24 protein-coding genes are annotated in these 26,184 nt (G+C 57.3%); 14 read left to right on the top strand and 10 right to left on the bottom strand.

What is annotated here, in order from left to right; all coding sequences use genetic code 11:
• Positions 1–87: 87 nt before the first annotated feature.
• From ACWKWM_RS16455 to gap, 4 genes are all read right to left on the bottom strand, one after another.
• Entirely contained in the window at positions 88–2,664 is a 2,577-nt protein-coding gene (locus tag ACWKWM_RS16455) for a TonB-dependent receptor (RefSeq protein WP_483847155.1), read from the bottom strand.
• Positions 2,665–2,783: 119 nt separating this feature from the next.
• On the bottom strand, positions 2,784–3,758 hold the full coding sequence (locus tag ACWKWM_RS16450) for a FecR family protein (protein WP_483847154.1): 975 nt from the start codon (positions 3,756–3,758) through the stop codon (positions 2,784–2,786).
• 91 nt (positions 3,759–3,849) lie between these two features.
• Complete coding sequence (locus tag ACWKWM_RS16445; protein WP_483847332.1) at positions 3,850–4,368, bottom strand: RNA polymerase sigma factor; 519 nt, start codon at positions 4,366–4,368, stop codon at positions 3,850–3,852.
• A 221-nt stretch (positions 4,369–4,589) separates the two neighbouring features.
• Entirely contained in the window at positions 4,590–5,591 is a 1,002-nt protein-coding gene (gap, locus tag ACWKWM_RS16440; RefSeq protein WP_483847153.1) for a type I glyceraldehyde-3-phosphate dehydrogenase, read from the bottom strand.
• Between the two features lie 223 nt (positions 5,592–5,814).
• Between gap and edd the strand changes: the two genes are divergently transcribed.
• The 10 genes from edd (at position 5,815) to ACWKWM_RS16390 (ending at position 18,164) form a co-directional block, all read left to right on the top strand.
• Entirely contained in the window at positions 5,815–7,641 is a 1,827-nt protein-coding gene (gene edd / locus ACWKWM_RS16435) for a phosphogluconate dehydratase (protein WP_483847152.1), read from the top strand.
• Positions 7,638–8,606, top strand: coding sequence for a glucokinase (locus ACWKWM_RS16430; protein WP_483847151.1), 969 nt, complete (start codon positions 7,638–7,640; stop codon positions 8,604–8,606). The genes edd and ACWKWM_RS16430 overlap by 4 nt, the downstream gene beginning before the upstream one ends.
• A 153-nt stretch (positions 8,607–8,759) precedes the next feature.
• Positions 8,760–9,497: a response regulator gene (locus ACWKWM_RS16425; protein ID WP_483847150.1), complete on the top strand. Its 738-nt coding sequence runs from the start codon at positions 8,760–8,762 to the stop codon at positions 9,495–9,497.
• Between the two features lie 60 nt (positions 9,498–9,557).
• On the top strand, positions 9,558–10,964 hold the full coding sequence (locus tag ACWKWM_RS16420; protein WP_483847331.1) for an ATP-binding protein: 1,407 nt from the start codon (positions 9,558–9,560) through the stop codon (positions 10,962–10,964).
• Positions 10,965–11,236: 272 nt separating this feature from the next.
• Positions 11,237–12,523 carry an ABC transporter substrate-binding protein gene (locus ACWKWM_RS16415; protein WP_483847149.1) on the top strand — a complete coding sequence of 429 codons (1,287 nt, stop codon included), beginning with the start codon at positions 11,237–11,239 and terminating at the stop codon, positions 12,521–12,523.
• A 121-nt stretch (positions 12,524–12,644) separates the two neighbouring features.
• Positions 12,645–13,553, top strand: a complete 909-nt coding sequence (locus ACWKWM_RS16410) for a carbohydrate ABC transporter permease (protein WP_483838915.1) — start codon at positions 12,645–12,647, stop codon at positions 13,551–13,553.
• Positions 13,546–14,391, top strand: a complete 846-nt coding sequence (locus ACWKWM_RS16405) for a carbohydrate ABC transporter permease (protein ID WP_483847148.1) — start codon at positions 13,546–13,548, stop codon at positions 14,389–14,391. The genes ACWKWM_RS16410 and ACWKWM_RS16405 overlap by 8 nt, the downstream gene beginning before the upstream one ends.
• Before the next feature lie 2 nt (positions 14,392–14,393).
• Positions 14,394–15,554, top strand: coding sequence for an ABC transporter ATP-binding protein (locus tag ACWKWM_RS16400; protein WP_483847147.1), 1,161 nt, complete (start codon positions 14,394–14,396; stop codon positions 15,552–15,554).
• 131 nt (positions 15,555–15,685) lie between these two features.
• A complete protein-coding gene (locus ACWKWM_RS16395; RefSeq protein WP_483847146.1) occupies positions 15,686–17,041 on the top strand; it encodes a carbohydrate porin in 1,356 nt (451 codons plus the stop codon).
• Between the two features lie 247 nt (positions 17,042–17,288).
• Complete coding sequence (locus ACWKWM_RS16390; RefSeq protein ID WP_483847145.1) at positions 17,289–18,164, top strand: D-hexose-6-phosphate mutarotase; 876 nt, start codon at positions 17,289–17,291, stop codon at positions 18,162–18,164.
• A gap of 161 nt (positions 18,165–18,325) precedes the next feature.
• Here ACWKWM_RS16390 and ACWKWM_RS16385 read toward each other — a convergent pair whose 3' ends face one another.
• Positions 18,326–19,195: a MurR/RpiR family transcriptional regulator gene (locus ACWKWM_RS16385; protein WP_483838910.1), complete on the bottom strand. Its 870-nt coding sequence runs from the start codon at positions 19,193–19,195 to the stop codon at positions 18,326–18,328.
• Between the two features lie 220 nt (positions 19,196–19,415).
• Between ACWKWM_RS16385 and zwf the strand changes: the two genes are divergently transcribed.
• The 3 genes from zwf to ACWKWM_RS16370 are packed head-to-tail and all read left to right on the top strand — an operon-like array spanning position 19,416 to position 22,286.
• On the top strand, positions 19,416–20,885 hold the full coding sequence (gene zwf, locus ACWKWM_RS16380) for a glucose-6-phosphate dehydrogenase (protein WP_483847144.1): 1,470 nt from the start codon (positions 19,416–19,418) through the stop codon (positions 20,883–20,885).
• Positions 20,872–21,594, top strand: coding sequence for a 6-phosphogluconolactonase (pgl, locus tag ACWKWM_RS16375; RefSeq protein WP_483847143.1), 723 nt, complete (start codon positions 20,872–20,874; stop codon positions 21,592–21,594). The genes zwf and pgl overlap by 14 nt, the downstream gene beginning before the upstream one ends.
• A 17-nt stretch (positions 21,595–21,611) precedes the next feature.
• Complete coding sequence (locus tag ACWKWM_RS16370; protein ID WP_483847142.1) at positions 21,612–22,286, top strand: bifunctional 4-hydroxy-2-oxoglutarate aldolase/2-dehydro-3-deoxy-phosphogluconate aldolase; 675 nt, start codon at positions 21,612–21,614, stop codon at positions 22,284–22,286.
• A 129-nt stretch (positions 22,287–22,415) separates the two neighbouring features.
• Here ACWKWM_RS16370 and ACWKWM_RS16365 read toward each other — a convergent pair whose 3' ends face one another.
• Complete coding sequence (locus ACWKWM_RS16365; RefSeq protein WP_483847330.1) at positions 22,416–23,597, bottom strand: aminotransferase class V-fold PLP-dependent enzyme; 1,182 nt, start codon at positions 23,595–23,597, stop codon at positions 22,416–22,418.
• 30 nt (positions 23,598–23,627) lie between these two features.
• On the bottom strand, positions 23,628–23,903 hold the full coding sequence (locus tag ACWKWM_RS16360; RefSeq protein WP_483847141.1) for a DUF3820 family protein: 276 nt from the start codon (positions 23,901–23,903) through the stop codon (positions 23,628–23,630).
• Positions 23,904–24,147: 244 nt separating this feature from the next.
• Here ACWKWM_RS16360 and ACWKWM_RS16355 point away from each other — a divergent pair, with 244 nt between their 5' ends.
• The gene (locus tag ACWKWM_RS16355) at positions 24,148–24,618 is read left to right on the top strand and encodes a PA2169 family four-helix-bundle protein (protein ID WP_483847140.1); all 471 of its coding nucleotides are present in this window, start codon (positions 24,148–24,150) and stop codon (positions 24,616–24,618) included.
• Positions 24,619–24,921: 303 nt separating this feature from the next.
• Here the strand turns inward: ACWKWM_RS16355 and ACWKWM_RS16350 are convergent, their stop codons facing one another.
• The 3 genes from ACWKWM_RS16350 to ACWKWM_RS16340 form a co-directional block, all read right to left on the bottom strand.
• The gene (locus tag ACWKWM_RS16350; RefSeq protein ID WP_483847329.1) at positions 24,922–25,026 is read right to left on the bottom strand and encodes a hypothetical protein; all 105 of its coding nucleotides are present in this window, start codon (positions 25,024–25,026) and stop codon (positions 24,922–24,924) included.
• Positions 25,027–25,052: 26 nt separating this feature from the next.
• Positions 25,053–25,352, bottom strand: a complete 300-nt coding sequence (locus ACWKWM_RS16345) for a hypothetical protein (RefSeq protein WP_483847342.1) — start codon at positions 25,350–25,352, stop codon at positions 25,053–25,055.
• Positions 25,339–26,184 (bottom strand): VgrG-related protein (locus ACWKWM_RS16340; protein ID WP_483847139.1); only part of this gene is annotated, 846 nt, incomplete at its 5' end. The genes ACWKWM_RS16340 and ACWKWM_RS16345, both read right to left, overlap by 14 nt.

Below are 26,184 nucleotides of genomic sequence, written 5' to 3'. Positions count from 1 at the left end.
TGCGCGTCATAACGAGACGGACGAGCACTGCTTAAGCGTAAAAAAAACGCCGCTGCTGTTCAGCGGCGCACTGGTCAGCGGTGGAATTCAGATGTCCCACACCACGTTGATGGCGAAATTGCGACCCGGCTGAGTCAGGCGATCAAGGCTGGCCGGGGCTGTTACGCCTGCTTCACCGACGCCGTCATAGCCGCGCACGTCATCCCACAGCCAGTATTTCTTGTCGGTGAGGTTGTACAGGCCGCCGCTCAAGGTCACATCGTCGGTCACCTTGAAGTAACCGGTCATGTCGAGCATGCCGAAGCCCGGTGTCTTGAACGAACTGGCGGAGCCGTCCGGCGAGTGGAAGTTAGTGTCGTCAACACGGGTCTTGCGCTTGACCAGTGTCCAACTCAGCAACCCGCCGTAGTTGTCCTGGTCGTAACCCAGGCCGAAAACACCCGTCAGTGGGTTGACGCTATTGATCGGTTGGCCGGTATCGTCATTGCGGCCGTAGGCATACGCCACAGAGCCGAGTGAATAAAGACCTTGAGGTGCTCCGAAAGCATCGAGGTCCAGACGCCCCTTGAGTTCGACTCCCTTAATGGTGGCGTGCTTGATGTTGTTGGATTGGAAAGTGGTCTGGGTATAGCCGGGGCTGATAGCGTCTTCATTGATGAAGTCGCGGTACTTGTTATAGAACACCGCGAGATCAAACGATCCGGAGTCGAAATGGCCCCTCAGTCCTGTTTCGTAGCTTTTGCTCTTCTCCGGGTCCAGATTGGGGTTCGGCTCGACAATGTAGCCGGACGCTAAATTCTCGAAACGGCCATAGAGCGCTTTGGCTGATGGTGTCCGGAAGCCTTCGGCGTATTGGCCGTACCACGTGTACTGGTTGTCGATGGCATAGGTGAGCCCGAACTTGGGGGACAGGCGATGCCATGTCTTGTTTTTCCCATCGACGTCGCCGGAGTTTGTGAGGGCGACGGTGTTCAGGAATTCCTGAGTAATGTGCGGATCGAGCTTGGTGTAGTCGTAGCGCGCGCCCGGTAAAAAGGTCCAGTCGCCCCAGCTGATCTCGTCCTGAGCAAACAAGGCGTAGGTGTTGATAGTCGGATCCGGAAAGTCACTGGAGCGCACTAGGCGGTCGGACGGGCTATCGGCGCCGACGACACGACAGCTCCCGAACACTCGCGCGCAAGTGCCGTTGCCACTGCGCATGCCGGTGACTTCTTGTTGTTTGATCGTTGTGCCGTAGGTCAGCAAATGATCGGTGTCGGCAACGGCAAACGCTTTATCGAACTGAGCATCGAAGACCCACTGCTTTTCCTGGTAGTAAGCCTGGCGGTTGCGATTAACGTCCCGGGAGAAAGGGAAGTAGCGTTCGTGGGTCTCCTGCTCGGTTTTGGCGGTCTGGTAGTTGAGGCTCCATTTGACGTTGTCGACCAACAAGCTGTTCAGCTCAAAGGCGTTCTCCAGGCCAAATCGCTCTCTGCTGATGGAGTCGGTGCCTGTGCGCGACTGATAAAAGCCCAACCCGCTGCCATTGGTGAAAGGGCCGCCTACAGCGCTTTTCTGGTTGGTGTCGCGATGATCGTTGTAACGTTCATACGTGAAAGCCAAACGATCATTGTCGTTGTAATTCCAGCCCACTTTTGCAAGAACGTTTGTCGTCCGAACATCCATCGGGTTGGCTTCAGTGCGTTGCAGGCCGGTCCCGTTATTGCCGCCGTAGGATTCGGTTTCATCGCCGTCGCGCTGGCTGAAATGCAGCAGACCGTCGAACTCTCCCTGGCGACCCGCAACCGTGGCCGACTTCAACCAGCTGTTATCTGCCGAGCTGTAGCCGGTTTTCAGACGAGCGCCGACATCCTTGCCTTCCTTGATGATGTCGTCGGCGTCCAGCGTGTAGTAGCTGACAGCGCCACCGATGGCACTACTTCCGTAAAGAACGGACGCCGGACCCCGAAGGATTTCCACGCGCTTGACGATTTCCGGGTCCACATAATTGCGGTGGGTATTGGCGTAAGGCCCGGTGAAAAAGTTATCCGGAATTTCGACTCCATCCACTTGCGTCAGAACTCGATCCCCATCGATTCCGCGAATGTTGTAGCCGCTCGTGCCTGCGCGTTGCCCGGCGCCGCCTACCGAGACGCCGGGCTCATAACGCACCAGATTGCGAATGCTATTAACGTTCTGGCGGTCCAGTTCAGCGCGGTCATGCACGGTCACCGTGCTGGGCACCAACGCTACCGCCTGTGCCTGACGGGTGGCGCTCACTGTGATCTGATCCAGCGCTACAGCACCGCCCGTGCGCTTTTCGATGACGACATTGTTATTGCCCATGCTGCGGTAGCTCAGGTTACTGCCGACCAGCAGATGTTCGAGCGCCTTTTGGGCAGACATCGAGCCATTGACCGCAGGCGCCGTGATGTTTCTCGCCAGCTCCGATGACAGTCCCACCTGCCAGCCGGTGACCTTGCTGAACTCGTTCAGTGCTGTCACGAGAGGCTGCTGGCCGATGGCAAATTGGTAGCTGCCAGCCACGCGCGCTGGCTGTTCTGCGGATATGGCAGGTGCGCTGTGCAGACTGGCGCCCATTACGGCAGCGGTCAGCAGCGAAAGGCTGAACCTGCTGGCGGTTCTGGTGGGTGGGCGAGTGGCGGGGGTGAACGTGGACGGCATCGATAGCGCTCCCTGTCGTGCTAGTCGTTATAGTGTTTGTAACTGTTTCTAATAAGAATCAGTTGCATTGGCTATGACTAGACGAACGACGAACGGCTATCGCGTAAAAATATTTTCCTTCAGTTCAGAATCACCAGCGCGGGCAGTTCATGCAGGCCAGCGGAGGTGATTTGTGCCAGGGAGCGAACCACATCGAGCGGGTTGTCCAGGCGGTAATTTCCGGTCACGGCGACCTTATCCAGACGCGCGTTGGTGTTGACGATCCAGCCGGGGTAGTAGCGGCGCAGCTCAGCCAGTACCTCACTCAACGGGCAGTTATCGAATATCAACCGGCCTTGCACCCAGGCGAGGTCTTTGGTCGGGTCCAGCTTTGTGCGGGGGCTGAATCCCTCGGGGCCGACGCGGATGCTGTCGCCCTCCGTCAGGCTTACTTGCGAGTTGCCCTTCGTGGCCTGGACATTGACGGCGCCGCGCTCTACCTGAATCTGTGCCACGCCGTCCAGATAGCGGACTGCGAATGCGCTGCTGCTGCCACGCATGCGCACCGGTCCGGCCTGAACTTCCAGCGGCAAACCTTGGGTAGCAGGCACCTCGAAATACGCTTCGCCTTGCAGCAGGCGCGCTACTCGTTGCTTATCGGTAACGTCACTGGACAGTGCAGAATTGGTGTTGAGCAGCACTTTGGAGCCGTCCTCCAACTGCAAACGCTGACGTTCGCCTGCGACTGTCAGATGATCGGCTTCAAGGCGCAGCGGCAGATTGCTGAAACCAAACACGCCTAATATCAGCACTGCAGCCGTAGCCAGCGGGAGCCAGTGCGGGCGCACTCGCCGCCACCTCGATCTCGCGATGGCTGGTTTGGCCTCAAGGGCCGCCGCCGTTTGCGCTACCGGCTGGGAATGCCAGACTGACCGGACTTTTTCGAAGGCCAGGCCATTAGCAGGATCCGCCGCAAGCCAGGCCTGAAATCGCAGCTGTTGTGCGTCGTCATTGACGTCCAGTTCTATCAGCCAGCTCAAGGCTTGATCCATCGCACTGTCGCTCAGCACGTCATGGGCCAGCGAGTGGGCGCGCGAGATGTCGGGGTCCTTCACGGGTTGTCCTCGGTGTTCTTGTTTTTCAGGTGCATGTTTTTCAGGTGCATGACCGGGCAGGGCAGTAACTGACAGCAGACTGCGACAGTGCCTACACGTGGTCAAGCCTGGTGGCGACGCCGACACAAATAGCCATGATCAGTTTCAGCTCTTTTTGCACGGTACTGGGCGATACACCGAGTTGGTCGGCGATTTCGATATAGCTGCACCCGTTGAGTCGACTCAGGGTAAAAATCCGCTGCTGGCGTTGCGTCAGTTGCCCCAGGCTGGCGCTCAGCCCTTCCAGCAGGCGCTTGGCATGGGTCGCGTCTTCAAGAGTCGCCTGGGGCGCAACGACGCTTTCTACATCTGAAAGCGGCGCATCTTCCACGATGGTGCGGGCATGAATCCGCCGTGCGCGCAGATGATCCAGCGCAAGATTGCGAGCAGTTTGAAAAACGAAAGGTTCGAGATGCGTGATAGGGCGTTCGTTCAGGGCGTTTCTGACGCGCAGATAGGTTTCCTGCAGCAGGTCCTCGGCAACGCTGTGATTACTCACCATCCGCTGCAAAGTGCGGAGCAGGATCACCCGTTGAGCAAGAAATACATCATTGAAATTCGACTGACTCACAGGAGCGCCCGACCGGAAATTCGCCAGATGATAATGCTTATCATCCGTGAAGTGGGTCAAGAGATTGTAAGTGTTCTCGCTGTGAGCACAATCGTAGGCGCTTACGAGCAACGCGACGATGCGATGCGGTATCCCAGACATACCAAATCGCAGCTTCGCGCGGGCTCGTCAGCCTCTAGAAACGACCGGGTCCGCCGCAGCGTCGCGGCGGCCAGACCCAATCACTCGGCGTTCATCAACGCCAGGCAGTTATCCAGCATGCGGTTGGAGAAGCCCCATTCGTTGTCGTACCAGGCCAGCACTTTCAGCAACTTGCCGCTGACTTTGGTGTGGTTGGCGTCGAAGATGGACGAGAGCGGGTTGTGATTGAAGTCATGGGACACCAGCGGCAGGGTGTTGTAGCCGAGAATCTTGGAGTGCTGGCTGGCTTCTTTCATGATCGCGTTGACCTCTTCGGCCGTTGCATCGCGCTTGAGTTGGATCGTCAGGTCGACCAGCGACACGTTGATCACCGGAACGCGAACAGCCATGCCAGTCAATTTACCTGCCAGCTCCGGGAGCACCAGGCCAACCGCTTCGGCGGCGCCGGTTTTGCTCGGGATCATCGACTGGGTTGCCGAGCGCGCGCGATACGGGTCGGTGTGGTAAACGTCGATCAGGTTCTGGTCGTTGGTGTAGGCGTGAATGGTGGTCATCAAGCCGCTCTCGATGCCCAGTTCGCGGTGCAGAACTTGAGCAACCGGGGCGAGGCAGTTGGTGGTGCAAGACGCGTTGGAAATGACCTGATGAGATTGACGCAGCACATCATGGTTGACGCCATAGACCACGGTGGCATCAGCGCCTTTGGCTGGAGCCGAGATGATGACCTTTTTGGCGCCAGCGGTGATATGAGCGGCGGCTTTGTTGCGGTCGGTGAACAGACCGGTGCATTCGAACACCACGTCGATGTTTTCAGCTTTCCACGGCAGGTCAGCAGGATTGCGAATAGCGCTGACCGAAATGCGGTCGCCGTTGACCGTCAGACCTTCTTTGTCGAACTCGACAGTGCCATCAAACTGACCGTGAACGGTGTCGTACTTGAGCAAGTGGGCGTTGATTTCGCTGTCGCCCAGGTCGTTAATGGCGACGACTTGCAGGTCCTGGCGGTAGCCTTGGGTATAGAGTGCACGTAGGACGTTGCGGCCGATTCGGCCAAAACCGTTGATTGCGATGCGAAGTGTCATACCCCGTCCTCACTGAATTTGTTGTTGGAATTACAAGATTATTCTCATGGAAATAGAAAACAAGCCTTTTTAGTGGCAGTATTTTGTTTTATCTACAAATAGAAACCCGTAATGCCAGTGCAAATGTCCGAAAATCAAGCCGTTGCCAGCTCATCGGTTTGTTCGTCGAAAATTTGCAGGGCCTGAACGGGTGACCACATCAGTTAGCCTGGAGTTCATGACAATGCATCCCCGCGTCCTTGAGGTAACCGAACGGCTGATCGAACGCAGCCGTGAAACCCGTCAGCGCTATCTGCAAATGATCCGGGGCGCTGCGAGCGACGGCCCGATGCGCGGCAAGCTGCAATGTGCCAACTTCGCCCATGGCGTTGCGGCCTGTGGTCCGGAAGATAAAAACAGCCTGCGCATGATGAATGCGGCCAACATCGCCATCGTTTCTTCCTACAACGACATGCTCTCGGCGCATCAGCCGTACGAGCATTTTCCTGAGCAGATCAAGACAGCCCTGCGTGAGATTGGCTCCGTCGGTCAGTTCGCCGGCGGCGTGCCGGCCATGTGCGATGGCGTGACCCAAGGCGAGCCGGGCATGGAATTGAGCCTGGCCAGCCGCGAAGTCATTGCACTGGCCACAGCGGTTGCGTTGTCTCACAACATGTTTGATGGCGCTCTGATGCTCGGTATCTGCGACAAAATCGTGCCCGGCCTGATGATGGGCTCGTTGCGCTTCGGTCATTTGCCGATCATTTTTGTCCCGGGCGGGCCGATGGTGTCGGGCATTTCCAACAAGGAAAAAGCCGACGTGCGTCAGCGCTACGCCGAAGGCAAGGCGACCCGCGAGGAGCTGTTGGACTCGGAAATGAAGTCCTATCACGGCCCGGGCACTTGCACCTTTTACGGCACTGCCAACACCAACCAGCTGCTGATGGAAGTCATGGGTTTGCATTTGCCAGGCGCATCCTTCGTTAATCCCTACACGCCGATGCGCGATGCGCTGACACGCGAAGCGGCATACCAGATCACGCGTCTTACGAAACAGAGCGGTCAATTCATACCGCTGGGTGAGATTGTGGACGAGCGCGCGCTGGTCAACTCGATTGTTGCCCTGCACGCGACGGGCGGTTCCACCAACCACACGCTGCACATGCCCGCCATTGCGCAGTCCGCCGGCATTCAATTGACCTGGCAGGACATGGCCGACTTGTCCGAAGTCGTACCGACCCTGACCCACGTTTATCCGAACGGCAAAGCCGACATCAACCACTTCCAGGCGGCCGGGGGCATGGCGTTCCTGATCCGCGAGCTGCTGGACGCAGGCTTGATGCATGAAGACGTCAACACGGTGATGGGCCCTGGACTGCGTCGGTATACCCAAGAGCCGTTTCTGGAAGACGGCAAGCTGGTCTGGCGCGATGGCCCGACCGAAAGCCTGGACGAGCACATCTTGCGTCCGGTCGCCCGTCCGTTCTCGGCCGAAGGTGGTTTGCGCGTGATGGAAGGCAACGTGGGGCGCGGCGTGATGAAGGTATCGGCTGTAGCGCTGGAGCATCAAATCGTAGAAGCGCCGGCCAAGGTGTTTGACGATCAGCAGGACCTGGCGGATGCCTTCAAGGCGGGCGAGCTGGAGTGTGATTTCGTTGCCGTCATGCGTTTTCAGGGGCCGCGTTCCAACGGCATGCCTGAGCTGCACAAGATGACGCCGTTCCTTGGCGTGTTGCAGGATCGCGGCTTCAAAGTCGCATTGATTACTGATGGGCGTATGTCCGGCGCGTCGGGGAAAATACCGGCAGCAATCCACGTTTGTCCTGAAGCGGCCGATGGTGGTCCGTTGGCACTTGTGCGTGATGGGGATCTCATTCGGGTCGATGGCGTGAAAGGAACGTTGCAAGTTTTGGTTGAACCGGCAGAATTGGCCGCCAGAGAACCGGCAATCGGTCGGCTGGCCAACAACGTGGGCAGCGGACGTGAGTTGTTCGGCTTCATGCGTATGGCCTTCAGCTCCGCGGAGAAGGGCGCCAGCGCCTTTACTTCGAATCTGGAGACGCTTACGTGAAATTGGCGATGGTGGGTGATATCGGTGGGACGAATGCGCGTTTTGCCATTTGGGAAGACGACCAACTGCATTCGGTCCGGGTGTTCCCGACCATCGATTACGCAAGCCCTGAGAAAGCGCTGCTGATCTACATCGAGGACCTGGAGCTGCAATTGGGCGATGTCGGCTCCATTTGCCTGGCGGTGGCAGGCCCTGTGGTTGGCGACGATTTCCACTTCACTAACAGCCACTGGCAGATCAACCGGCAGTCGTTCTGCGCCGCACTTAAAATCGACAACCTGATCATGGTCAACGATTTCACCGCCATGGCGTTGGGCATGACCCGTTTGCGTGACGATGAATACCTGACTGTACGCCACGGCAAGGGCGACCCGAATGCCGCCAAAGTCGTCATCGGTCCGGGCACAGGCCTGGGCGTCGGAACATTGGTGCGTAACGGCGATAAGCACTGGATGGCCGTCCCGGGGGAGGGCGGGCATGTCGATTTGCCGATTGGCACCCCGCGTGAAGCCATGCTGTGGATGCGCCTGATGGCCGACCACGAGCACGTCAGCGCTGAAACTGTGCTGAGCGGCGCCGGTCTGTTGTTGCTGTACCGGGTCAGTTGCGCCCTGGACGAAATCGAGCCAACGCTTAAATCCCCCGCTGCCATCACCTCGGCAGCAATGGATGGCGATTCAGTCGCCGCAGCGGTGCTGGAGCAGTTTTGTGTGTTTTTGGGGCGAGTGGCGGGGAACAACGTACTCACGGTCGGCGGTCGCGGCGGGGTATACATCGCAGGCGGCGTGATTCCGCGCTTCGTGGATTTCTTCATGCAGAGCGGTTTCAACCGGGCCTTGTCTGAAAAAGGCTTGATGAAAGACTATTTCCAGGGTGTGCCGGTCTGGCTGGTGACTGCCGAATACCCAGGATTGATGGGGGCGGGCGTGGCGCTGGATCAGGCGCTTGAAGTGGCCCACCACTGAGGGCGTGGGGGCGGACCTGTCCGCGAAGACGTTGGTACTTCCGACGCACAGGTAAGGGGGCGGCAATCGCATTCGCGGGCGGGTCCGCTCCCACAAGGTTCATTGATGAAGATTTATCTATAACAACAAATAACGCACACAAGGACGACCAACGTGAACGCTGTCAGCAAGTCGATTCTGGTGGTCGATGATGACCAGGAAATCTGTGAGTTACTGCAAGCCTACCTGAGCCGATCTGGTTTTCAGGTCCGAACGGTCGGCGATGGTGCGCAGTTTCGCCAAGCGTTCAATGAGGAGCCCAGCGACCTGCTGATCCTCGATGTGATGTTGCCAGACGAAGACGGCTTCAGCCTCTGCCGCTGGGTCCGGCAACACCCTCGGCAACCCCACGTGCCCATCATCATGCTCACAGCCAGCTCCGACGAAGCCGACCGGGTCATTGGTCTGGAGTTGGGCGCTGACGATTACATGGCCAAACCCTTCAGTCCTCGTGAGCTGCAAGCCCGTATCAAGGCGCTGCTGCGGCGTGCGCAATTCGGCCAGGAGCGTTCCGGTGGCGAAGTGCTGGTGTTCGATGAGTGGCGTCTGGACATGGTCAGTCACCGGCTGTTCCACAACGACGGCGAAGAGGTGATTCTCTCGGGGGCGGATTTCGCTCTGCTCAAGCTGTTCCTCGACAACCCTCAGCAAATCCTCGACCGCGACACCATCGGCAACGCTACCCGTGGCCGGGAGCTGATGCCGTTGGAGCGTATTGTTGACATGGCAGTGAGCCGTTTGCGTCAGCGCTTGCGTGACACCGGTAAGGCGCCGCGATTGATACGCACCGTGCGCGGCAGCGGTTATCTGCTGGCCGCGAACGTGTTGCCCCAAGCCAGCAATGGCTACTAACGCGTGATCGTGATCGAGAAGAAACGCAAGTTGCCGGTGCCGCGTTCGCTGTTGGGACGCATGCTGCTGCTGACATTGCTGGCGGTGTTCATGGCTCAGGCGCTGTCCAGTGTGATCTGGCTGTCACAGCTGCGGGCCACGCAAATGGAGGGCTTGATCACCAGCGCGCGCAGTCTTGCGCACTCGATGGCGGCGAGCGTCAGCTACTTTCGCTCGCTGCCGGTGGCCTATCGGCCTTTGGTGCTGGACCAACTGCGCAACATGGGCGGCACTCGGTTTGTCGTGTCACTCAACGATCATCCGCTGGACATGGCGATTCTCGAGCCGACCCCACGCAAGGAAGCCGTGCTGACCGCTGTCGATGAAGTGCTGCGCCAGCATCTGGGCAACGACCCGGACATCGCTATCTGGTTCGTTCGTCCCGAAGACCTGCGCATCTTCAACGGCGGTTTGAAGCTCGACGAACTGCCGCGCTCTTGGGCGCATTACGCGTTGAGCCTGGAGCCGGTGAACCCGCCAGTGTTGGTCACGCAGATCCAGCTCTCTCAGGGCGAGTGGTTGTACATCGCCTCTTTGCTGCCCGAACCCTACACCAGCCTCGAAGAGCAGGACCTGCCAACGCAGCAGGTGTGGTTCATCATCCTCACCAGCAGTTTTCTGTTGCTGTTCATTGGCCTGCTGGTGCACTGGCAAAGCGGCCCGCTCAAGCGTCTGGCGCGGTCGGCGCGCGATATGTCCCTCGGCGCCGATGTTGAGCCAGTGGTAGAAGGCGGGGGCAGCGAAGTGGTTGAGGTGACTCGCGCGTTCAACACCATGCGTGCGCGAATCAGTCGTTATCTGAGTGAGCGGGGCCAGTTGTTCAGTGCCATCTCTCATGACCTGCGCACGCCCATTACTCGTCTGCGACTGCGGGTAGAACTGCTGGAAGATGAGGTCACGCAGGCCAAGTTCACCCGCGATCTGGACGAGCTTGAGTTGTTGGTGAAAGGCGCATTGCAGTGCGTCAAAGACACTGACATTCACGAAAACATCGAGCCGGTGGACCTGAATCACGCGCTCGATTGCCTCATCGAGCCCTATCTGTCACCCGATGGCGATGGCCGCGTGACGCTGCAGGGCAAGGCCATGTCGATGTTTCCCGGCAAACCGTTGGCCCTGCGGCGCTGCATGGGCAACCTCATCGACAACGCGATCAAGTACGGCAACAAGGCCCATTTGCACGTCGAGGATGATGCCGAGGCGTTCATTCTGCACGTCGACGATGAAGGCCCGGGCGTTCCCGAGCAGCGTCTGGAGCAAGTGTTCGAGCCGCATTTTCGGCTGGCGGGCAACCAGCAGCAGGGTTATGGGCTGGGCCTTGGTATCGCGCGCAATATCGCCCATAGCCATGGCGGCGAAGTGACGTTGCAGAACCTGCGTGATGGCGGGCTGCGCGTGACATTGTTTCTGCCGCGTGGGTTGGAATAGGCGTTGAGAACTGCTCTTGTGGGAGCGGACCCGTCCGCGAATACGGTCTGGCATTCGCCATAACCTTGTCGGCTGTACAAATGCCTTCGCGGACAGGTCCGCTCCCACTAAAACGCATCGCCTGAGGTGGTATTTATTAGTGTTATTTGAATGTCACAACTCTGTGACACTTGCGCGTCCCTTCGTTACCGTCCGCTCTAGCCCCTTGGTTAGAATCCATGCAGCGCAAGCACCAGACTTGCTCAGGCATAACAACAAGAAAGGTCAATTAGATGAATTCCATCACCCGTCTCGCTGCACTTGTTTCCCTCGCCTCGTTGTTTCCGCTGAGCGCCCTCGCTGCTGAATCCAAAGGCACTGTCGAAGTTGTCCACTGGTGGACGTCCGGCGGCGAAAAAGCTGCTGTTGATGTGCTCAAAGCCCAAGTTGAAAAAGACGGTTTTGTCTGGAAAGACGGTGCCGTCGCAGGCGGCGGTGGTGCAACCGCCATGACCGTTCTCAAAAGCCGCGCCGTAGCCGGTAACCCACCAGGTGTTGCCCAGATCAAAGGCCCTGACATTCAGGAATGGGCGTCCACCGGTCTGCTGGATACCGACGTTCTGAAAGACGTCTCCAAAGAAGAAAAGTGGGACAGCCTGCTGGATAAGAAAGTCTCCGACACCGTTAAGTATGACGGCGATTACGTAGCCGTTCCGGTGAACATTCACCGCGTGAACTGGCTGTGGATCAACCCGGAAGTCTTTAAGAAAGCCGGTATCGACAAAGCCCCCACCACCCTCGAAGAATTCTACGCCGCAGGCGACAAGCTCAAGGCCGCAGGTTTCATCCCGCTGGCCCACGGCGGTCAGCCTTGGCAGGACAGCACCGTTTTTGAAGCCGTCGTGCTTTCAGTCATGGGCGCTGACGGTTACAAAAAGGCCCTTGTTGATCTCGACAACGGCGCATTGACCGGCCCGGAAATGATCAAGTCGCTGACCGAGTTGAAGAAGGTCGCCACTTACATGGACGCCGACGGCAAAGGCCAGGACTGGAACCTGGAAGCGGCCAAAGTCATCAACGGCAAGGCTGGCATGCAGATCATGGGCGACTGGGCCAAAAGCGAATGGACTGCTGCCAAGAAAGTCGCCGGCAAGGACTACCAGTGCGTAGCGTTCCCGGGCACCGACAAGGCGTTCACCTACAACATCGACTCCCTGGCGGTGTTCAAGCAGAAAGACAAAGGCACGGCCGCTGCTCAGCAGGACATTGCCAAAGTCGTACTGGGTGAAAACTTCCAGAAAGTCTTCAGCATCAACAAGGGCTCGATTCCGGTTCGAAACGACATGTTGAACGACATGGAAAAACTCGGATTCGACTCGTGCGCCCAAACCGCTGCCAAAGACTTCCTGGAAGATGCCAAGACCGGTGGCCTGCAACCGAGCATGGCGCACAACATGGCGACTACGCTCGCCGTGCAAGGTGCGTTCTTTGATGTCGTGACCAACTACATCAACGACCCGAAAGCCGATCCGGCTGACGCGGCCAAGAAACTCGGTGCTGCGATCAAGTCTGCCAAGTAAGCGTTAGCAACAAGCTAGAAGCTAAAAGTTGCAAGCTACAAGTTGCAGGTCATGGGTTGTACGGCGCTGCACTTGTAGCTTACGGCTTGCAGCTGTATCCCCTCTCTATTGGATTTTCAACATGAGTTCTGTTGCTGTGTTCAGCAAAGCCTCGCCGTTCGATGCACTGCAGCGCTGGCTACCCAAACTGGTGCTGGCGCCAAGCATGTTCATCGTGTTGGTGGGCTTCTACGGTTACATCTTGTGGACGTTTGTACTCTCGTTCACCAATTCGACTTTTCTACCGACCTACAAATGGGCCGGACTGGCGCAATACGAGCGCCTGTTCGATAACGACCGTTGGTGGGTGGCGAGCAAGAACCTGGCCGTTTTCGGCGGCATGTTCATCGGCATTACCTTGGTGATTGGCGTGCTGCTGGCGGTGTTTCTCGATCAGCGCATCCGTCGCGAGGGCTTCATCCGCACGATTTACCTGTACCCGATGGCGCTCTCGATGATCGTTACTGGTACGGCGTGGAAATGGCTGCTCAACCCGGGCATGGGCCTGGACAAATTACTGCGGGACTGGGGCTGGGAAGGCTTCCGGCTGGACTGGCTGATCGATCCTGATCGCGTCGTCTACTGCCTGGTGATCGCTGCCGTCTGGCAAGCCTCCGGATTTATCATGGCGATGTTCCTCGCGGGCTTGCGCGGCGTCGACCAGTCGATCATTCGTGCTGCGCAAATCGATGGCGCAAGCATGCCGAAGATTTATTGGAAAGTGGTGCTGCCAAGCCTGCGTCCGGTGTTCTTCAGTGCCGTGATGATCCTTGCGCACATCGCCATCAAGAGCTTTGACCTTGTCGCCGCGATGACAGCGGGCGGTCCGGGTTACTCCTCCGACCTGCCAGCGATGTTCATGTATTCGTTTACTTTCAGCCGCGGCCAGATGGGCATGGGCTCGGCCAGTGCAATCCTGATGCTCGGGGCGATTCTCGCCATCATCGTGCCTTATCTGTATTCCGAGCTGAGGGCCAAGCGCAATGACTAATCTCGTTGGCAAACCCGCGCTGAGTCTCAGCCGAGTTGCGATTTATGCAGTGCTGATCTTGGCGTGCCTGCTGTATCTGGTGCCGCTGGTGGTCATGTTGCTGACCAGCTTCAAGACACCCGAAGACATCGGCACGGGCAACCTGTTGAGCTGGCCAACCGTCGTCACCGGCATCGGCTGGGTCAAGGCCTGGGCAACCGTAGACGGCTATTTCTGGAACTCGATCAAAATCACTGTGCCGGCCGTGCTGATTTCCACCGCCATCGGCGCGTTGAATGGCTATGTGCTCTCAATGTGGCGCTTCCGGGGTTCGCAGTTGTTTTTCGGCCTGTTGCTGTTCGGTTGCTTTCTGCCATTCCAGACCGTGCTGCTGCCCGCGTCGTTCACCCTCGGCAAAATGGGCCTGGCGAGCACCACCACAGGGCTGGTGTTCGTGCATGTGGTCTACGGGCTGGCGTTCACGACGCTGTTCTTTCGCAACTACTACGTGAGCATTCCTGATGCGCTGGTGAAAGCCGCACGCCTAGATGGCGCGGGATTTTTTACTATCTTTCGCATGATCATTCTGCCGATGTCCACGCCGATCATCATGGTCTGCCTGATTTGGCAGTTCACGCAGATCTGGAACGACTTCCTGTTCGGTGTGGTGTTCTCCAGTGGCGATTCCCAGCCTATTACCGTGGCGCTGAACAACCTGGTCAATACCAGCACCGGCGCCAAGGAATACAACGTTGATATGGCTGCCGCGATGATCGCCGGTCTGCCGACCCTGCTGGTGTACATCGTCGCAGGCAAGTATTTCGTGCGCGGCCTCACGGCCGGCGCAGTCAAGGGGTAATCATGGCAACGCTCGAACTTCGTAACGTAAACAAGACTTATGGCCCCGGCCTGCCGGACACCCTGAAGAACATTGAACTGCAGATCAACGACGGTGAGTTTTTGATTCTGGTCGGGCCTTCGGGCTGTGGTAAATCGACCCTGATGAACTGCATCGCGGGCCTTGAAAACATCACCGGCGGCGAGATTGTCATCGACAACCAGGACGTCAGCGGCATGAGCCCCAAGGATCGGGACATCGCCATGGTGTTCCAGTCCTACGCGCTTTACCCGACCATGAGCGTGCGCGAGAACATCGAATTCGGTTTGAAGATCCGCAAGATGAGTCAGGCAGCCATCGACGAGGAAGTTGCTCGCGTTGCCAAGTTGCTGCAGATCGAACACTTGCTCAATCGCAAGCCTGGCCAGTTGTCCGGTGGTCAGCAACAGCGTGTGGCCATGGGCCGTGCGTTGGCCCGTCGCCCGAAAATTTACTTGTTCGATGAGCCGCTCTCCAACCTCGACGCCAAGCTGCGGGTCGAGATGCGTACCGAAATGAAACTGATGCACCAGCGCCTGAAAACCACCACGGTTTACGTCACCCACGATCAGATCGAAGCAATGACCCTGGGCGACAAAGTGGCGGTGATGAAGGATGGCATCATTCAACAGTTCGGTACGCCCAAGCAGATTTACAACGATCCAGCTAACCTGTTCGTAGCCAGCTTTATCGGTTCACCTCCGATGAATTTCATACCGCTGCGTTTGCAGCGTAAAGAGGGTCGTCTGGTGGCGTTGCTTGATAGCGGTCAAGCGCGTTGCGAATTGCCCATGAGCATGAACGATGCGGGGCTTGAGGATCGTGAGGTGATTTTGGGTCTTCGCCCGGAGCAGATCATGCTAGCGTCCGGCGAAGCCAGTGCTTTGCCAGGCATTCGTGCTGAAGTGCAGGTTACAGAGCCGACCGGGCCCGATACGCTGGTGTTCGTCATGCTCAACGGCAGCAAGGTCTGCTGCCGTCTGGCGCCGGATGTCGCGCCTCAGGTGGGTGAATCATTGAATTTGCAGTTCGATCCGAGCAAGGTCCTGCTGTTTGACGCTCAGACCGGAGAGCGACTGGGTGTATTGGGAAAGTCGCCAGCCGCTGAACCCGTCAGCAATATCACGCGGCTCAATCGCAACTGATCCAGAGTGGCTATGTAAGAAGCGGGCACATCTGACTGGCCAACCCTGCCGTAAGAAAGCCAGTCAGGCACACGAGGCAAGTAGTTACAACGCTGTTTAAAGCTAATAACAATAAAACGAGGATTTAAGGGATGAAGAAGGTACAGGGCAAATCGCTGAAGCAGTTTCAGCTTATCGGTGGACTGTCGGTTTTAAGTGCGTTGACGCTATCGGGAACTGCTTCGGCAATGGAGCCGTTCCACGCCAGCGAACACATGACCGGCGACTGGGGTGGTCTGCGCCAAGAGCTTTACGACAAGGGTTTTGATTTCCCTATCGAGTATGTGGGTGAGGCAGGCTCCAATCTCAATGGCGGCTACAACGACGACACGACCGGGCGCTACAGCGACCAGTTCGCGTTCGGCGTACAAATGGACCTGCAAAAAATCCTCGGTTGGCATGACGCCGAATTCAAACTGGCGATCACCGAGCGTAGCGGCAATAACATCTCCAACGACCGTATCGGCGATCCTCGCGCCGGCACCCTCAGCTCCTCCCAAGAAGTATGGGGCCGTGGTCAGACCTGGCGTCTGACGCAAATGTGGGTCAAGCAAAAGTACTTCGACGGGAAACTGGATATCAAAGCCGGGCGATTCGGCGAAGGCGAAGACTTCAACAGCTTCCCATGCGACTTCCAGAACCTTTCGTTTTGCGGCTCGCAAGTCGGTAACTACGTAAACACCTGGTACAACTGGCCAGTCAGCCAGTGGGCATTGCGCGTGAAATACAACATCACGCCAGAAGTCTTTGCCCAGATTGGTGTGTACGAGCAAAACCCGTCTTACCTGGAAACCGGCAACAGCTTCAAGCTGAGCGGCAGCGGCGCCAAAGGTACCGTGGTTCCAGTTGAACTGGTGTGGTCGCCAACGGTTAACGCCTTGCCGGGCGAATACCGCGTCGGTTACTACGTCAGCAGCCCGAATGCCGATGACCTGTACGAAAACGAAAACGGTCAGCCGCAAGCGACTGCCGGTGGTGACTTCAAGTCGCACAAAAACAAACACGGTTGGTGGGTTGTGGCGCAGCAGCAGTTGACCAGCGTGGGTGGCGACACTTCTCGTGGTCTGAGCATCTTCGCCAACGCGACTGTGCATGACAAAGCCACCAACTTCGTCGACAACTATCAGCAGGTCGGCTTTGTCTTCAAAGGCCCGTTCGACGCACGCCCGAAGGATGACATCGGTATCGGTATCGCCCGTATCCACGTCAATGACGATGCTCAGGACAACCGTCGCCTGATCAACGCCACCAACGGCATCGACGACTACGACAACCCAGGCTATCTGCCCATCCAGAAGACTGAGTACAACTCGGAAATCTACTACGGTGTGCACCTCACCGATTGGCTGACCGTGCGTCCTAACTTGCAGTACGTGAAGAGCCCGGGCGGTGTGGACGACGTTCAAAACGCACTGGTTGCCGGTATCAAGATTCAGTCGAAGTTCTGATTCAAGCGGACGCTCCTCCGCTTCACAAACGATCAAGGGTCGTGTGTGCTTTTACGGGCAGCCTGGCTGCCCGTTTTTTTTGTTGTCGGCTCTGGCAGTTCAGGGCATTTTTTATTGGGTTTGCTGACCCTGTAGGAGCCAACTTGTTGGCGAGACAGATGGCTAGGTGTGTCCGGCAAGACGCCTCGCGAACAAGTTCGCTCCTACAGAAGCCGCGTCGTTTCAAGATATCCAGCACGGGACCGCAATGGCCATCAACGCATCACCTTTGCACGAGCATCCGCTGCAGCGTTTCTTCACCGCCACGCGGCCAATGCCGACGTTTCAGTGGGAGCGTTATCAGCAACGAGACGTGCTGGTGATCGATCATCCCCAGTGCCAGGCAGTCTTCAGTCGGCAGGGCGGGCAATTGCTGCATTTTCAGCCCCGCGGCCAGAAGCCATGGCTGTGGTGCGCCGCGCAGTGGCCACAATTCGGCGCCATACGCGGCGGCGTGCCGGTGTGCTGGCCATGGGTGGGTCGGCATCCAAGCGAAAAGGTCTGGCCCGCTCATGGCTGGGCGCGCCTGCTCGACTGGAAGCTGATCGACAGCACCGAAAGCGAAGCCGGGGTGACGTTGCACTGGCGTCTGAAGCTTTGGGATTGGCAGGCTGACTTGTTCGCCGAGCTGGGCCATAGCATGGGCTTGCGCCTGGAAACGCAGCACGAAGACAGCCAGCCTTGTCAGTTCAGCCATGCGTTGCATGCTTACTGGCGCATCAGCGACGTGGCTGATGTGGCGGTGGACGGCCTGGACGGTGCACACGGGTATGACGAGCTGAGCCGCAGTGCATGCGAGCAGATAGGCGAATTGCGGGTCGCTGGCGGCTGTCAGCGGGTGTTCGAGCACGCTGGTGCCCTCGAGCTGCTGGACGAAACCTGGCGTCGGCGGTTGAGCATCGACACCGGCGACAGTGCCAGCACCGTGGTCTGGCATCCAGGAAGTCGGCCATTGCTGGGTGTGGGCGGGGCAGAAGCGAGCGGGTTTGTGCGTGTGGAAGCCGCGTCAGGTGCGGCGGACAGCTTTAGCCTGGCTCCGGGGCAGCAGGCCAGCTTGAGCTTGCAGGCGCATTTGGTGCATTAGCGCCTATCTCTGTAGGAGCCAACTTGTTGGCGAGCCGGACGCTGCGGTGTGTCAGTCGAGCCGGCTCGCTTTGTAGGAGCCAACTTGTTGGCGAGCCAGACGCTGCGGTATGTCATTCAGCCGGCTCGCGAACAAGTTCGCTCCTACAGAGAGAAGCTCTTTCAGTTCAACTCATCATCCACCGGATACCGGCTGGCGTTCAGGCTTTCTTTGATCTTGCGCAAATGCGGCTGGAAGTCGACGCCCCGGCGCAGGGTCATGCCGGTCGCCAGTACATCGAGCACGGTCAACTGGATGATCCGCGATGTCATCGGCATGTAGATGTCGGTGTCTTCGGGCAGCGGAATGTTCAGGCTCAAGGTGCTGGCCCGCGCCAGTGGCGAATCTGCCGCCGTCAGGCCCAACACTGAGGCGCCGTTCTCCCGGGCGATACGTGCCACTTCCACCAGCTCACGGGTGCGCCCGGTATAGGAAATAATCACGAACAGCTCGCCTGTGTGCGCGACCGAAGCCAGCATGCGCTGCATCAATACATCGGCGTGGGCCGTCACGGCCAGGTTGAAGCGAAAGAATTTATGCTGCGCGTCGAGCGCCACAGGGGCTGAGGCGCCGAGACCGAAGAAATGGATCTGTCGCGCTTGAATCAGCAGATCCACGGCCTTGCTCACCAGGTTGGGGTCAATCGCCTGCAAAGCGCTGTCGAGCGAGGCAATGGCGCTGCCGAAAATCTTCTGGGTGTAGGCCTCGGGATTGTCATCGGCTTCGACCGCGCGGCTGACGTATGCCGCGCCGCTGGCCAGGCTCTGGGCCAGTTGCAGTTTGAGTTCAGGATAACCACTGACCTCAAACGAGCGGCAGAAGCGGTTGACCGTCGGTTCGCTGACCTTTGCAGCTTGGGCCAGCGCCGCGATGCTGAAGCGGGTGGCTTGCTGAGGATTGAGCAGGATGGCCTCGGCGACCTTGCGCTCGGCCTTGTTCAAGTCTTCCAGCCGGCTCTGGATCTGCTCCAGTAGATTGCGTACGCGGTCCATTCAGAGTCCTTCTTCTAATGCTGCGACAGGCAGATAAACGTCGTTTATCTAAAGGGGGCCTTTAGCCTGTCGCAAAGGTGGCCTATCGTACTGAGGGCCTGTGTTGATCACCACCGGAAAGTGCTTTATGACGAAATGTTGTGGTTATTACTACATATGGCCTTGAGTAACGCCTTTAAAAAAGGTATTTGTAGCCTAACTTGATAAAAGAACCAACATTATGCTCTCGATTACGGTTGAACCGTGCACTTTTGCCCTGTTTGGCGCCTTGGGTGACCTGGCAGTACGCAAACTGTTTCCAGCGTTATACCAGCTTGATCGAGCAGGACTGCTGCATGCCGACACCCGAATTTTAGCCCTGGCTCGCGAAACCGGAACCCCAGAAGAACACCTCGCGTATATCGACAAAAGCCTGCGCCGCTTTGTCCCTGAGGCCCAACTTGAAAATGAACACGTTGAGCGTTTTCAGGCTCGCCTGAGCTACCTGCACGTTGACTTCCTCAAGGCCGAAGATTACGTCGCCCTGGCTGAAACGGTAGGCGACGCCGAGACACTGATCGCCTATTTCGCCACCCCCGCGGCGGTATACGGCGCCATCTGCGAAAACCTCGCTTCAGTCAACCTGACCGAACGCACGCGCGCCGTGCTGGAAAAACCCATCGGCCATGACCTTGCTTCATCGCGTCGGGTGAATGACGCCGTGGCTCAGTTCCTTCCGGAAAATCGCGTTTACCGGATCGACCACTACCTGGGCAAGGACACCGTTCAAAACCTCATTGCGCTGCGTTTTGCCAACAGCCTGTTCGAAACCCAATGGAACCAGAACTACATTTCCCACGTCGAGATTACGGTGGCGGAGAAGGTAGGGATCGAGGGCCGCTGGGGGTATTTCGACCAGGCCGGACAGCTGCGCGACATGATTCAGAACCACCTGTTGCAGCTGCTGTGCCTGATCGCGATGGACCCTCCCAGCGACCTGTCAGCGGACAGTATTCGCGACGAAAAGGTGAAAGTGCTCAAAGCGCTGGCGCCTTTCACACCGGAGCGTCTGGCGACCCAAGTGGTCCGCGGGCAGTACATCGCCGGTTACAGCGAAGGCAAGCCTGTACCGGGTTATCTGGAAGAGGAAAACTCCAACACCCAGAGCGACACCGAAACGTTCGTGGCCATTCGTGCCGACATTCGTAACTGGCGTTGGTCCGGTGTGCCGTTCTATCTGCGTACCGGCAAGCGCATGCCGCAAAAGCTGTCGCAGATCGTGATCCATTTCAAAGAGCCGCCGCACTACATCTTCGCCCCGGAGCAACGGTTGCAAATCAGCAACCGCCTGATCATCCGCTTGCAGCCCGATGAAGGGATTTCACTGCAGGTGATGACCAAAGATCAGGGCCTGGACAAAGGCATGCAATTGCGCAGCAACCCGCTGCAGCTGAGCTTTTCCGATGCTTACCGCAGTGCCCGGATTCCCGATGCCTATGAGCGGTTGTTGTTGGAAGTGATGCGCGGCAATCAAAACCTGTTTGTCCGCAAGGACGAAATCGAATCGGCGTGGCAATGGTGCGACCAGCTGATTGCAGGCTGGAAAAAAGCGGGCGATGCGCCCAAGCCTTATCCGGCCGGTTCATGGGGTCCGATGAGCTCCATTGCCCTTATTACGCGTGACGGGAGATCCTGGTATGGCGATATGTGAACTTGAATTTCCGGATGGCCTGAAGGCTGCCGAATTCGACAACCCAACCCTGCTGGCCGAGGCATTGGCCAATCATGTGGCTGACCTGCTGACGACAGCCATCAACAGCAATCCGCATGGCGTGGCAACCTTGGTCGTGTCCGGCGGCAAGAGCCCGGTGGCGTTTTTTCAGGCGCTGGCGAAAAAAGACATCGAATGGTCCCGCGTGGCGATCAGCCTGGCTGACGAGCGCTGGGTCCCCACCGAACACGCAGACAGCAACGCGGGCCTGGTCAAACGCTACCTGTTTCAGGGGCCGGCAGCTGAAGCGGGCTTCTTCAGTCTGTATCGAGCGACGCGCACCGTGGATGAAGCTGCCGCCGCCGCCGATAGCGCACTCAAAGAAGAGATGCCGTCCATCGACGTGCTAGTGCTGGGGATGGGCGATGACGGCCATACCGCATCGCTGTTCCCCAATAGCCCGAACCTGGCTGATGCGCTGGATCTCAATAGTGAACACCTGTGTCTGCCAATGCTGGCGCCAACCACGCCGCATCAGCGTCTGACCATGACACGCAAACTTCTGGCCTCGGCGAAGTCGCCGATTTTGTCGATTTCCGGACAGGCCAAACTGGAAACCCTGCGTACGGCGCTGGCTGGCGATGACATCGCCCAAATGCCCATCCGTGCCTTCCTCAACCCGTCTCTAGAGATTTACTGGTGCCCATAAGCAAAGGATCAGCCGCCATGGAAAATACCCAAGCGAAGCAGCCGTTGAACGACATGGCGAGCAAGATTGCCCAGATCGACGCACTTTGCGCGAAAGCGAAGATATTGCCGGTCATCACCATTGCTCGTGAACAAGACGTGCTGCCGTTGGCCGATGCGCTGGCAGCGGGCGGCTTGAATGCGCTGGAGGTCACCCTTCGTTCGGAGTTTGGTCTCAAGGCCATCCGAATCCTGCGCGATCAGCGTCCGGAGCTGTGCACCGGTGCTGGCACCATTCTCGACCGGCGCATGCTGGCCGCTGCCGAAGCTGCAGGTTCGCAGTTCATCGTCACTCCCGGCAGCACTCAGGATCTGCTGGAAGCCGCCGTACAAAGCGAGTTGCCGCTGATACCCGGCATCAGCAGCGCGTCGGAAATCATGATCGGTTACGCCTTGGGCTATCGTCGCTTCAAGCTGTTCCCGGCAGAAATCAGTGGCGGTGTTGGCGCGATCAAAGCGTTGGGCGGCCCGTTCCCGGAAGTGCGTTTTTGCCCAACTGGCGGCGTCAGCGCAGCCAATCTCAAGAGTTACATGGCGCTGCCTAACGTGATGTGCGTCGGCGGCACCTGGATGATCGACAACACTTGGGTGAAGAACGGCGACTGGAGTCGGATCACCGATGCGACGGCTGAAGCAATCGCGCTGTTTGATTGATCCGCCGCTGAACCTGTAAGCGCGCCTGCCCGCGAAAAACGTACCCAGCGCGCTATCAAGATTACAGCTTGGCTATTTAACGGTGCTCCCTGGTCCGGACACCGTTTTTTTTCGTCTGCAATATTGCCGTTACGCTAATACGCGCAGTGCGTTGACCAGTTGCTCCATATCCCGGGCCGTTGTGGTGAAACCTGGGGTCACGCGTATGCACGTACCACAGGCAGAGCCCTCGCGTGCCACGGTGAATACGCCGTGCTCGTCCAGCAGGCGCTGAATCATCACGTGCTGATCGGCGTGGCGGGTAAACCGGAACGCGGTAATACCGGCATAAAGCCGGGCGTCATCGGGCGTCAGAATTTCAATGCCTTCGATCTCTCTGGCAGGCTTGACCCACAGGTCACGCAGGTAGTTGAGTCGCGCCCCTTTGACCGTCGAACCACCGATCGCGAGATGTTCTTCGAACACCGTTGGCAGGGTCATCAGCGCAGGAATATTGGGTGTGCCGTATGGAACACGGGAAAGCAGCTCATCGAGCGGATAACGGCCGTCGCCCATGTCCGGATCGATTGATTGCAGACGGTCCTTCGCCACATAGATAAAGCCCAGGCTCAGCGGCGCTCCGATCCACTTCTGCAGGTTGTAGCCGGCAAATGCGACGCCGAGTTCGCTCACTTTGAATTCCATCTGGCCCAGCGCGTGCGCGCCATCGAGAATCACGTCGATGCCGTGCTCTTTCGCCAAGGCAGCGATGGCCTGCACCGGCATTACCAGCCCTGTACGGTGAGTGACGTGGGTCAGCGCCATCAGCTTCAGGCGTGGGTGGCGCTGGAAGGCGTCGCGGTAGCTGTCGAGCAGCGCATCGTAGCTTGCAGGATGCGCGTGCTGAATTTCGATCAGCTCGATGCCTCGGGTTTTCGCCAGCCAGCGCATGGCGGTTTGCACGCTCATGTAGTCCAGGTCGCTGATCAGCAACTGATCGCCCGGACGCAGCTCGTTGTAGTTTCGAATAAGCGATTGCAAACCTTCAGATGCGCATCGGGTGATTGCCACTTCGCTCCGGTCCGCCCCCAGCAACTGCGCCAGTTGTGCGCGAATGACTTCGCTATCGACTGCATCGAATTGCTGGCGCACGTACACCGAGTTGCTTGCGTTGACGTACACCAGATTTTGTTCGTAGTTGCGCAGCGCCTTGCGCGTCATGCGCCCGAAGTAGCCGTACTCGAGATTCACCGGGCCAGCTTCAACTTCGTACTGAGCCGCCACCTCCTGCCAGAACGCTTCATCGTGGGCGCGTTCGGTTGGGGTAGGCAGTGAGCTTGCGTGCAGTGCGTCAGGCATCTATCAGTCTTCCCTGTCAGTGAAGCGAATGGTGGTTTTGGCGGGGCGCTCGTTCAGCGGCTGGCGCGGGCGAGTGCGTAATGGATCGAGCAAGCTCGACAGCCCGTTATGGTCGATCTCGTGCATCAGTGACAGAAGGCTGCCCAATTCGCTCTTGGGAAAACCCTCGCGAGCGAACCAGTTCAGGTATTGCCCAGGCAAGTCGGCAATCAAGCGGCCTTTGTACTTGCCGAAGGGCATTTCGCGCGTCACCAAAAGCTTAAGTTTCTCGGGATCCATGGGGCGCCGTTGGTCTATTCAGATGAACTGAAACGATACGTGCATTCTGCAACGGTGCCAATCGACAGATCATGCAGAAAGCTTGGTTGGTCTGTGTATTGATAAAATTAAGTCATTGATTAATAAGGATAAATCTTGTTGGAAAAAGCTGGCACGCCTGCTGCAACAGCTACCGTACAGAGATGAAATTGACTGCTCTCCAAGAATTTAATATTTCGATCAACTGCCATTAAGGAAATGACAAATGACTGATATCAATAAAGAAGCAATCTCGGTACTCAATGACCTGATCGAGACCAGCATCGACGGCGAGAAGGGTTTTCACACCGCTGCCGAAGACGCGAAGAACCCAGAAATCAAAGCGTATCTGCTGTCCCGTTCTGCAGAGTGCAAAACTGCTGTAGCTGAACTGCAAGCCGAAGTGCGTGCACTGGGCGGCGACCCGGAAACTTCGTCGAGCGCAGCTGGCGGCGTGCACCGCTTGTGGGTAGAGCTGAAGTCCGCTCTGTCGGGCAAAACCGATGAGGCTGTGCTGAACGAAGTCGAGTCCGGTGAAGACCACGCTCTGAAAGCTTACAAAGAAGCTTCGCAGAAAGCCGTAGAGAAAAATCTGCCGGTCAACGTGACTAGCCTGATCCAGCGTCAGCTGGCTGGCACCCAGGCCAACCACGATAAAGTGAAGGCTCTGCGTGACACCGTTCGTCGCGCCAGCTAAGTAGTAGCTGCAATGGAAAACGCCGACTTGTTCGGCGTTTTTTTTGAAATTTCTCTAATGCGGTAACCCGGAAGCATGCCCCCGCAGTCGCTTCGTCCGACCAGGCGAAGTGGCGGCGGCGATCGCGCTTATGTCCAGAGCGCACCCCATCAGTAAGTAATTTTTTTCCGAGAACTCAGGATCATTCAGGAGCGACTTATACTGATCATATTTTCCGATGCGGTGATCGTTAGGTACAATCTTTCTGCCCAGATTTCACTGAAGGGCTTGAGCTACCCTGCAGATCGTGAGAAGAACTGCCGATTAGATCTGCGCCTCGACTAACAGCTCCCTAACAAACGCATTTCGAAATGACACCTCCTCCAGCATGCAGTTTCTCGTAAGCAGAGCGCCTCTTTGGCCGCCCAATGCTTGATAGGGCTCACATTTTTCTTTTACATACTCGTCCCAAGCACCCTGACTTTTTTCAGCGCCACCCAAAGCTCACTTATTGATGTATCTCCCTCAGCAGCAGCCAATTCACTATAAATTTCTGTATTATTTTTATCGATTTCCTCATCTATGCATTCAACCATCTCGGCATGGACACCGCCAGCGTCGTAAATGCACGAAGCGTATCTGTCACTATGACTTACCTGCCAACCGACGTGTTCACCACTCCGCACAAATGCAGCAAAACAGGTCACCATAGAAAACACTATAAAGTTCGCCGTGATCTTGCTATTCGATTTCAAATCCCGAGGCCTCCAAGTCAAGCAGCCTGCTCTTTTCATCTGTTGCTCTCGCTATCAATCCTGAATGCAGTGTAGGTGAACTCGCGAAGAGCTTATTGTTATTACTGACTTTGAAATCCTGAACCGCACTGATGATATCTACGACAGACACCGATAAAAAATTTAAACCAAGAGTCGCATTTTTAATCAACTTCGTTTTAGGTCCAAACTGAACGCTCGTGGACCACACCAAGTCATGCAACGCCGCAGTTCTATTTTCAGTTGGAAACCCCACTCCCTTAAGAACATCATTTAGCTGTACATCGTAATGGGTTGACTTTATATAGTCATGCTGGGCTTTTCTAAATGCCTCTGTATTTTCGTTAGCGATCTCCTTCCATCTGTTATTAAAATCACTTGATCCCGCCTGTAGCCTGGCGAAACGGGAGATATATTGTGATGATTTTATAAAATCCTGTACAACTCCCATTTTTGAGGACATTTGGTACACACCGTACGATGCCCCGCCATGGTCGCCTCGTCCTGTTGATACAACTCCTGGACCTCTTCCTGCCGATTCGTAGCGTTCAGATGTAGCCCCAAGTTTCCAACGTCCTCGAACTATCGCTGCAAAACCCCCCACCAACCCCACCGGATGAAAGTGGTACACCTTCCCATCCGCCCTCAACCCCAACTTCTGCGCCACATCCCCCCACCAACTGATTTCCTTGATCCGGTCTTTCTCCGAAAACCAGTTCAGGTGCGGGGTTGAACTCGTGTGGCCGGACGGTTCGTCCAGGCTGTCCCATTTGTGCCGGGTGTAGCACCACTCGCTTTCGGCGAAGATGATCAG

It is taken from the genome of Pseudomonas rosaeacicularis (genome assembly GCF_057128745.1).
Note: the sequence above shows the minus strand (reverse complement) of the source record. Positions and strands in the feature narration are given on the sequence as shown.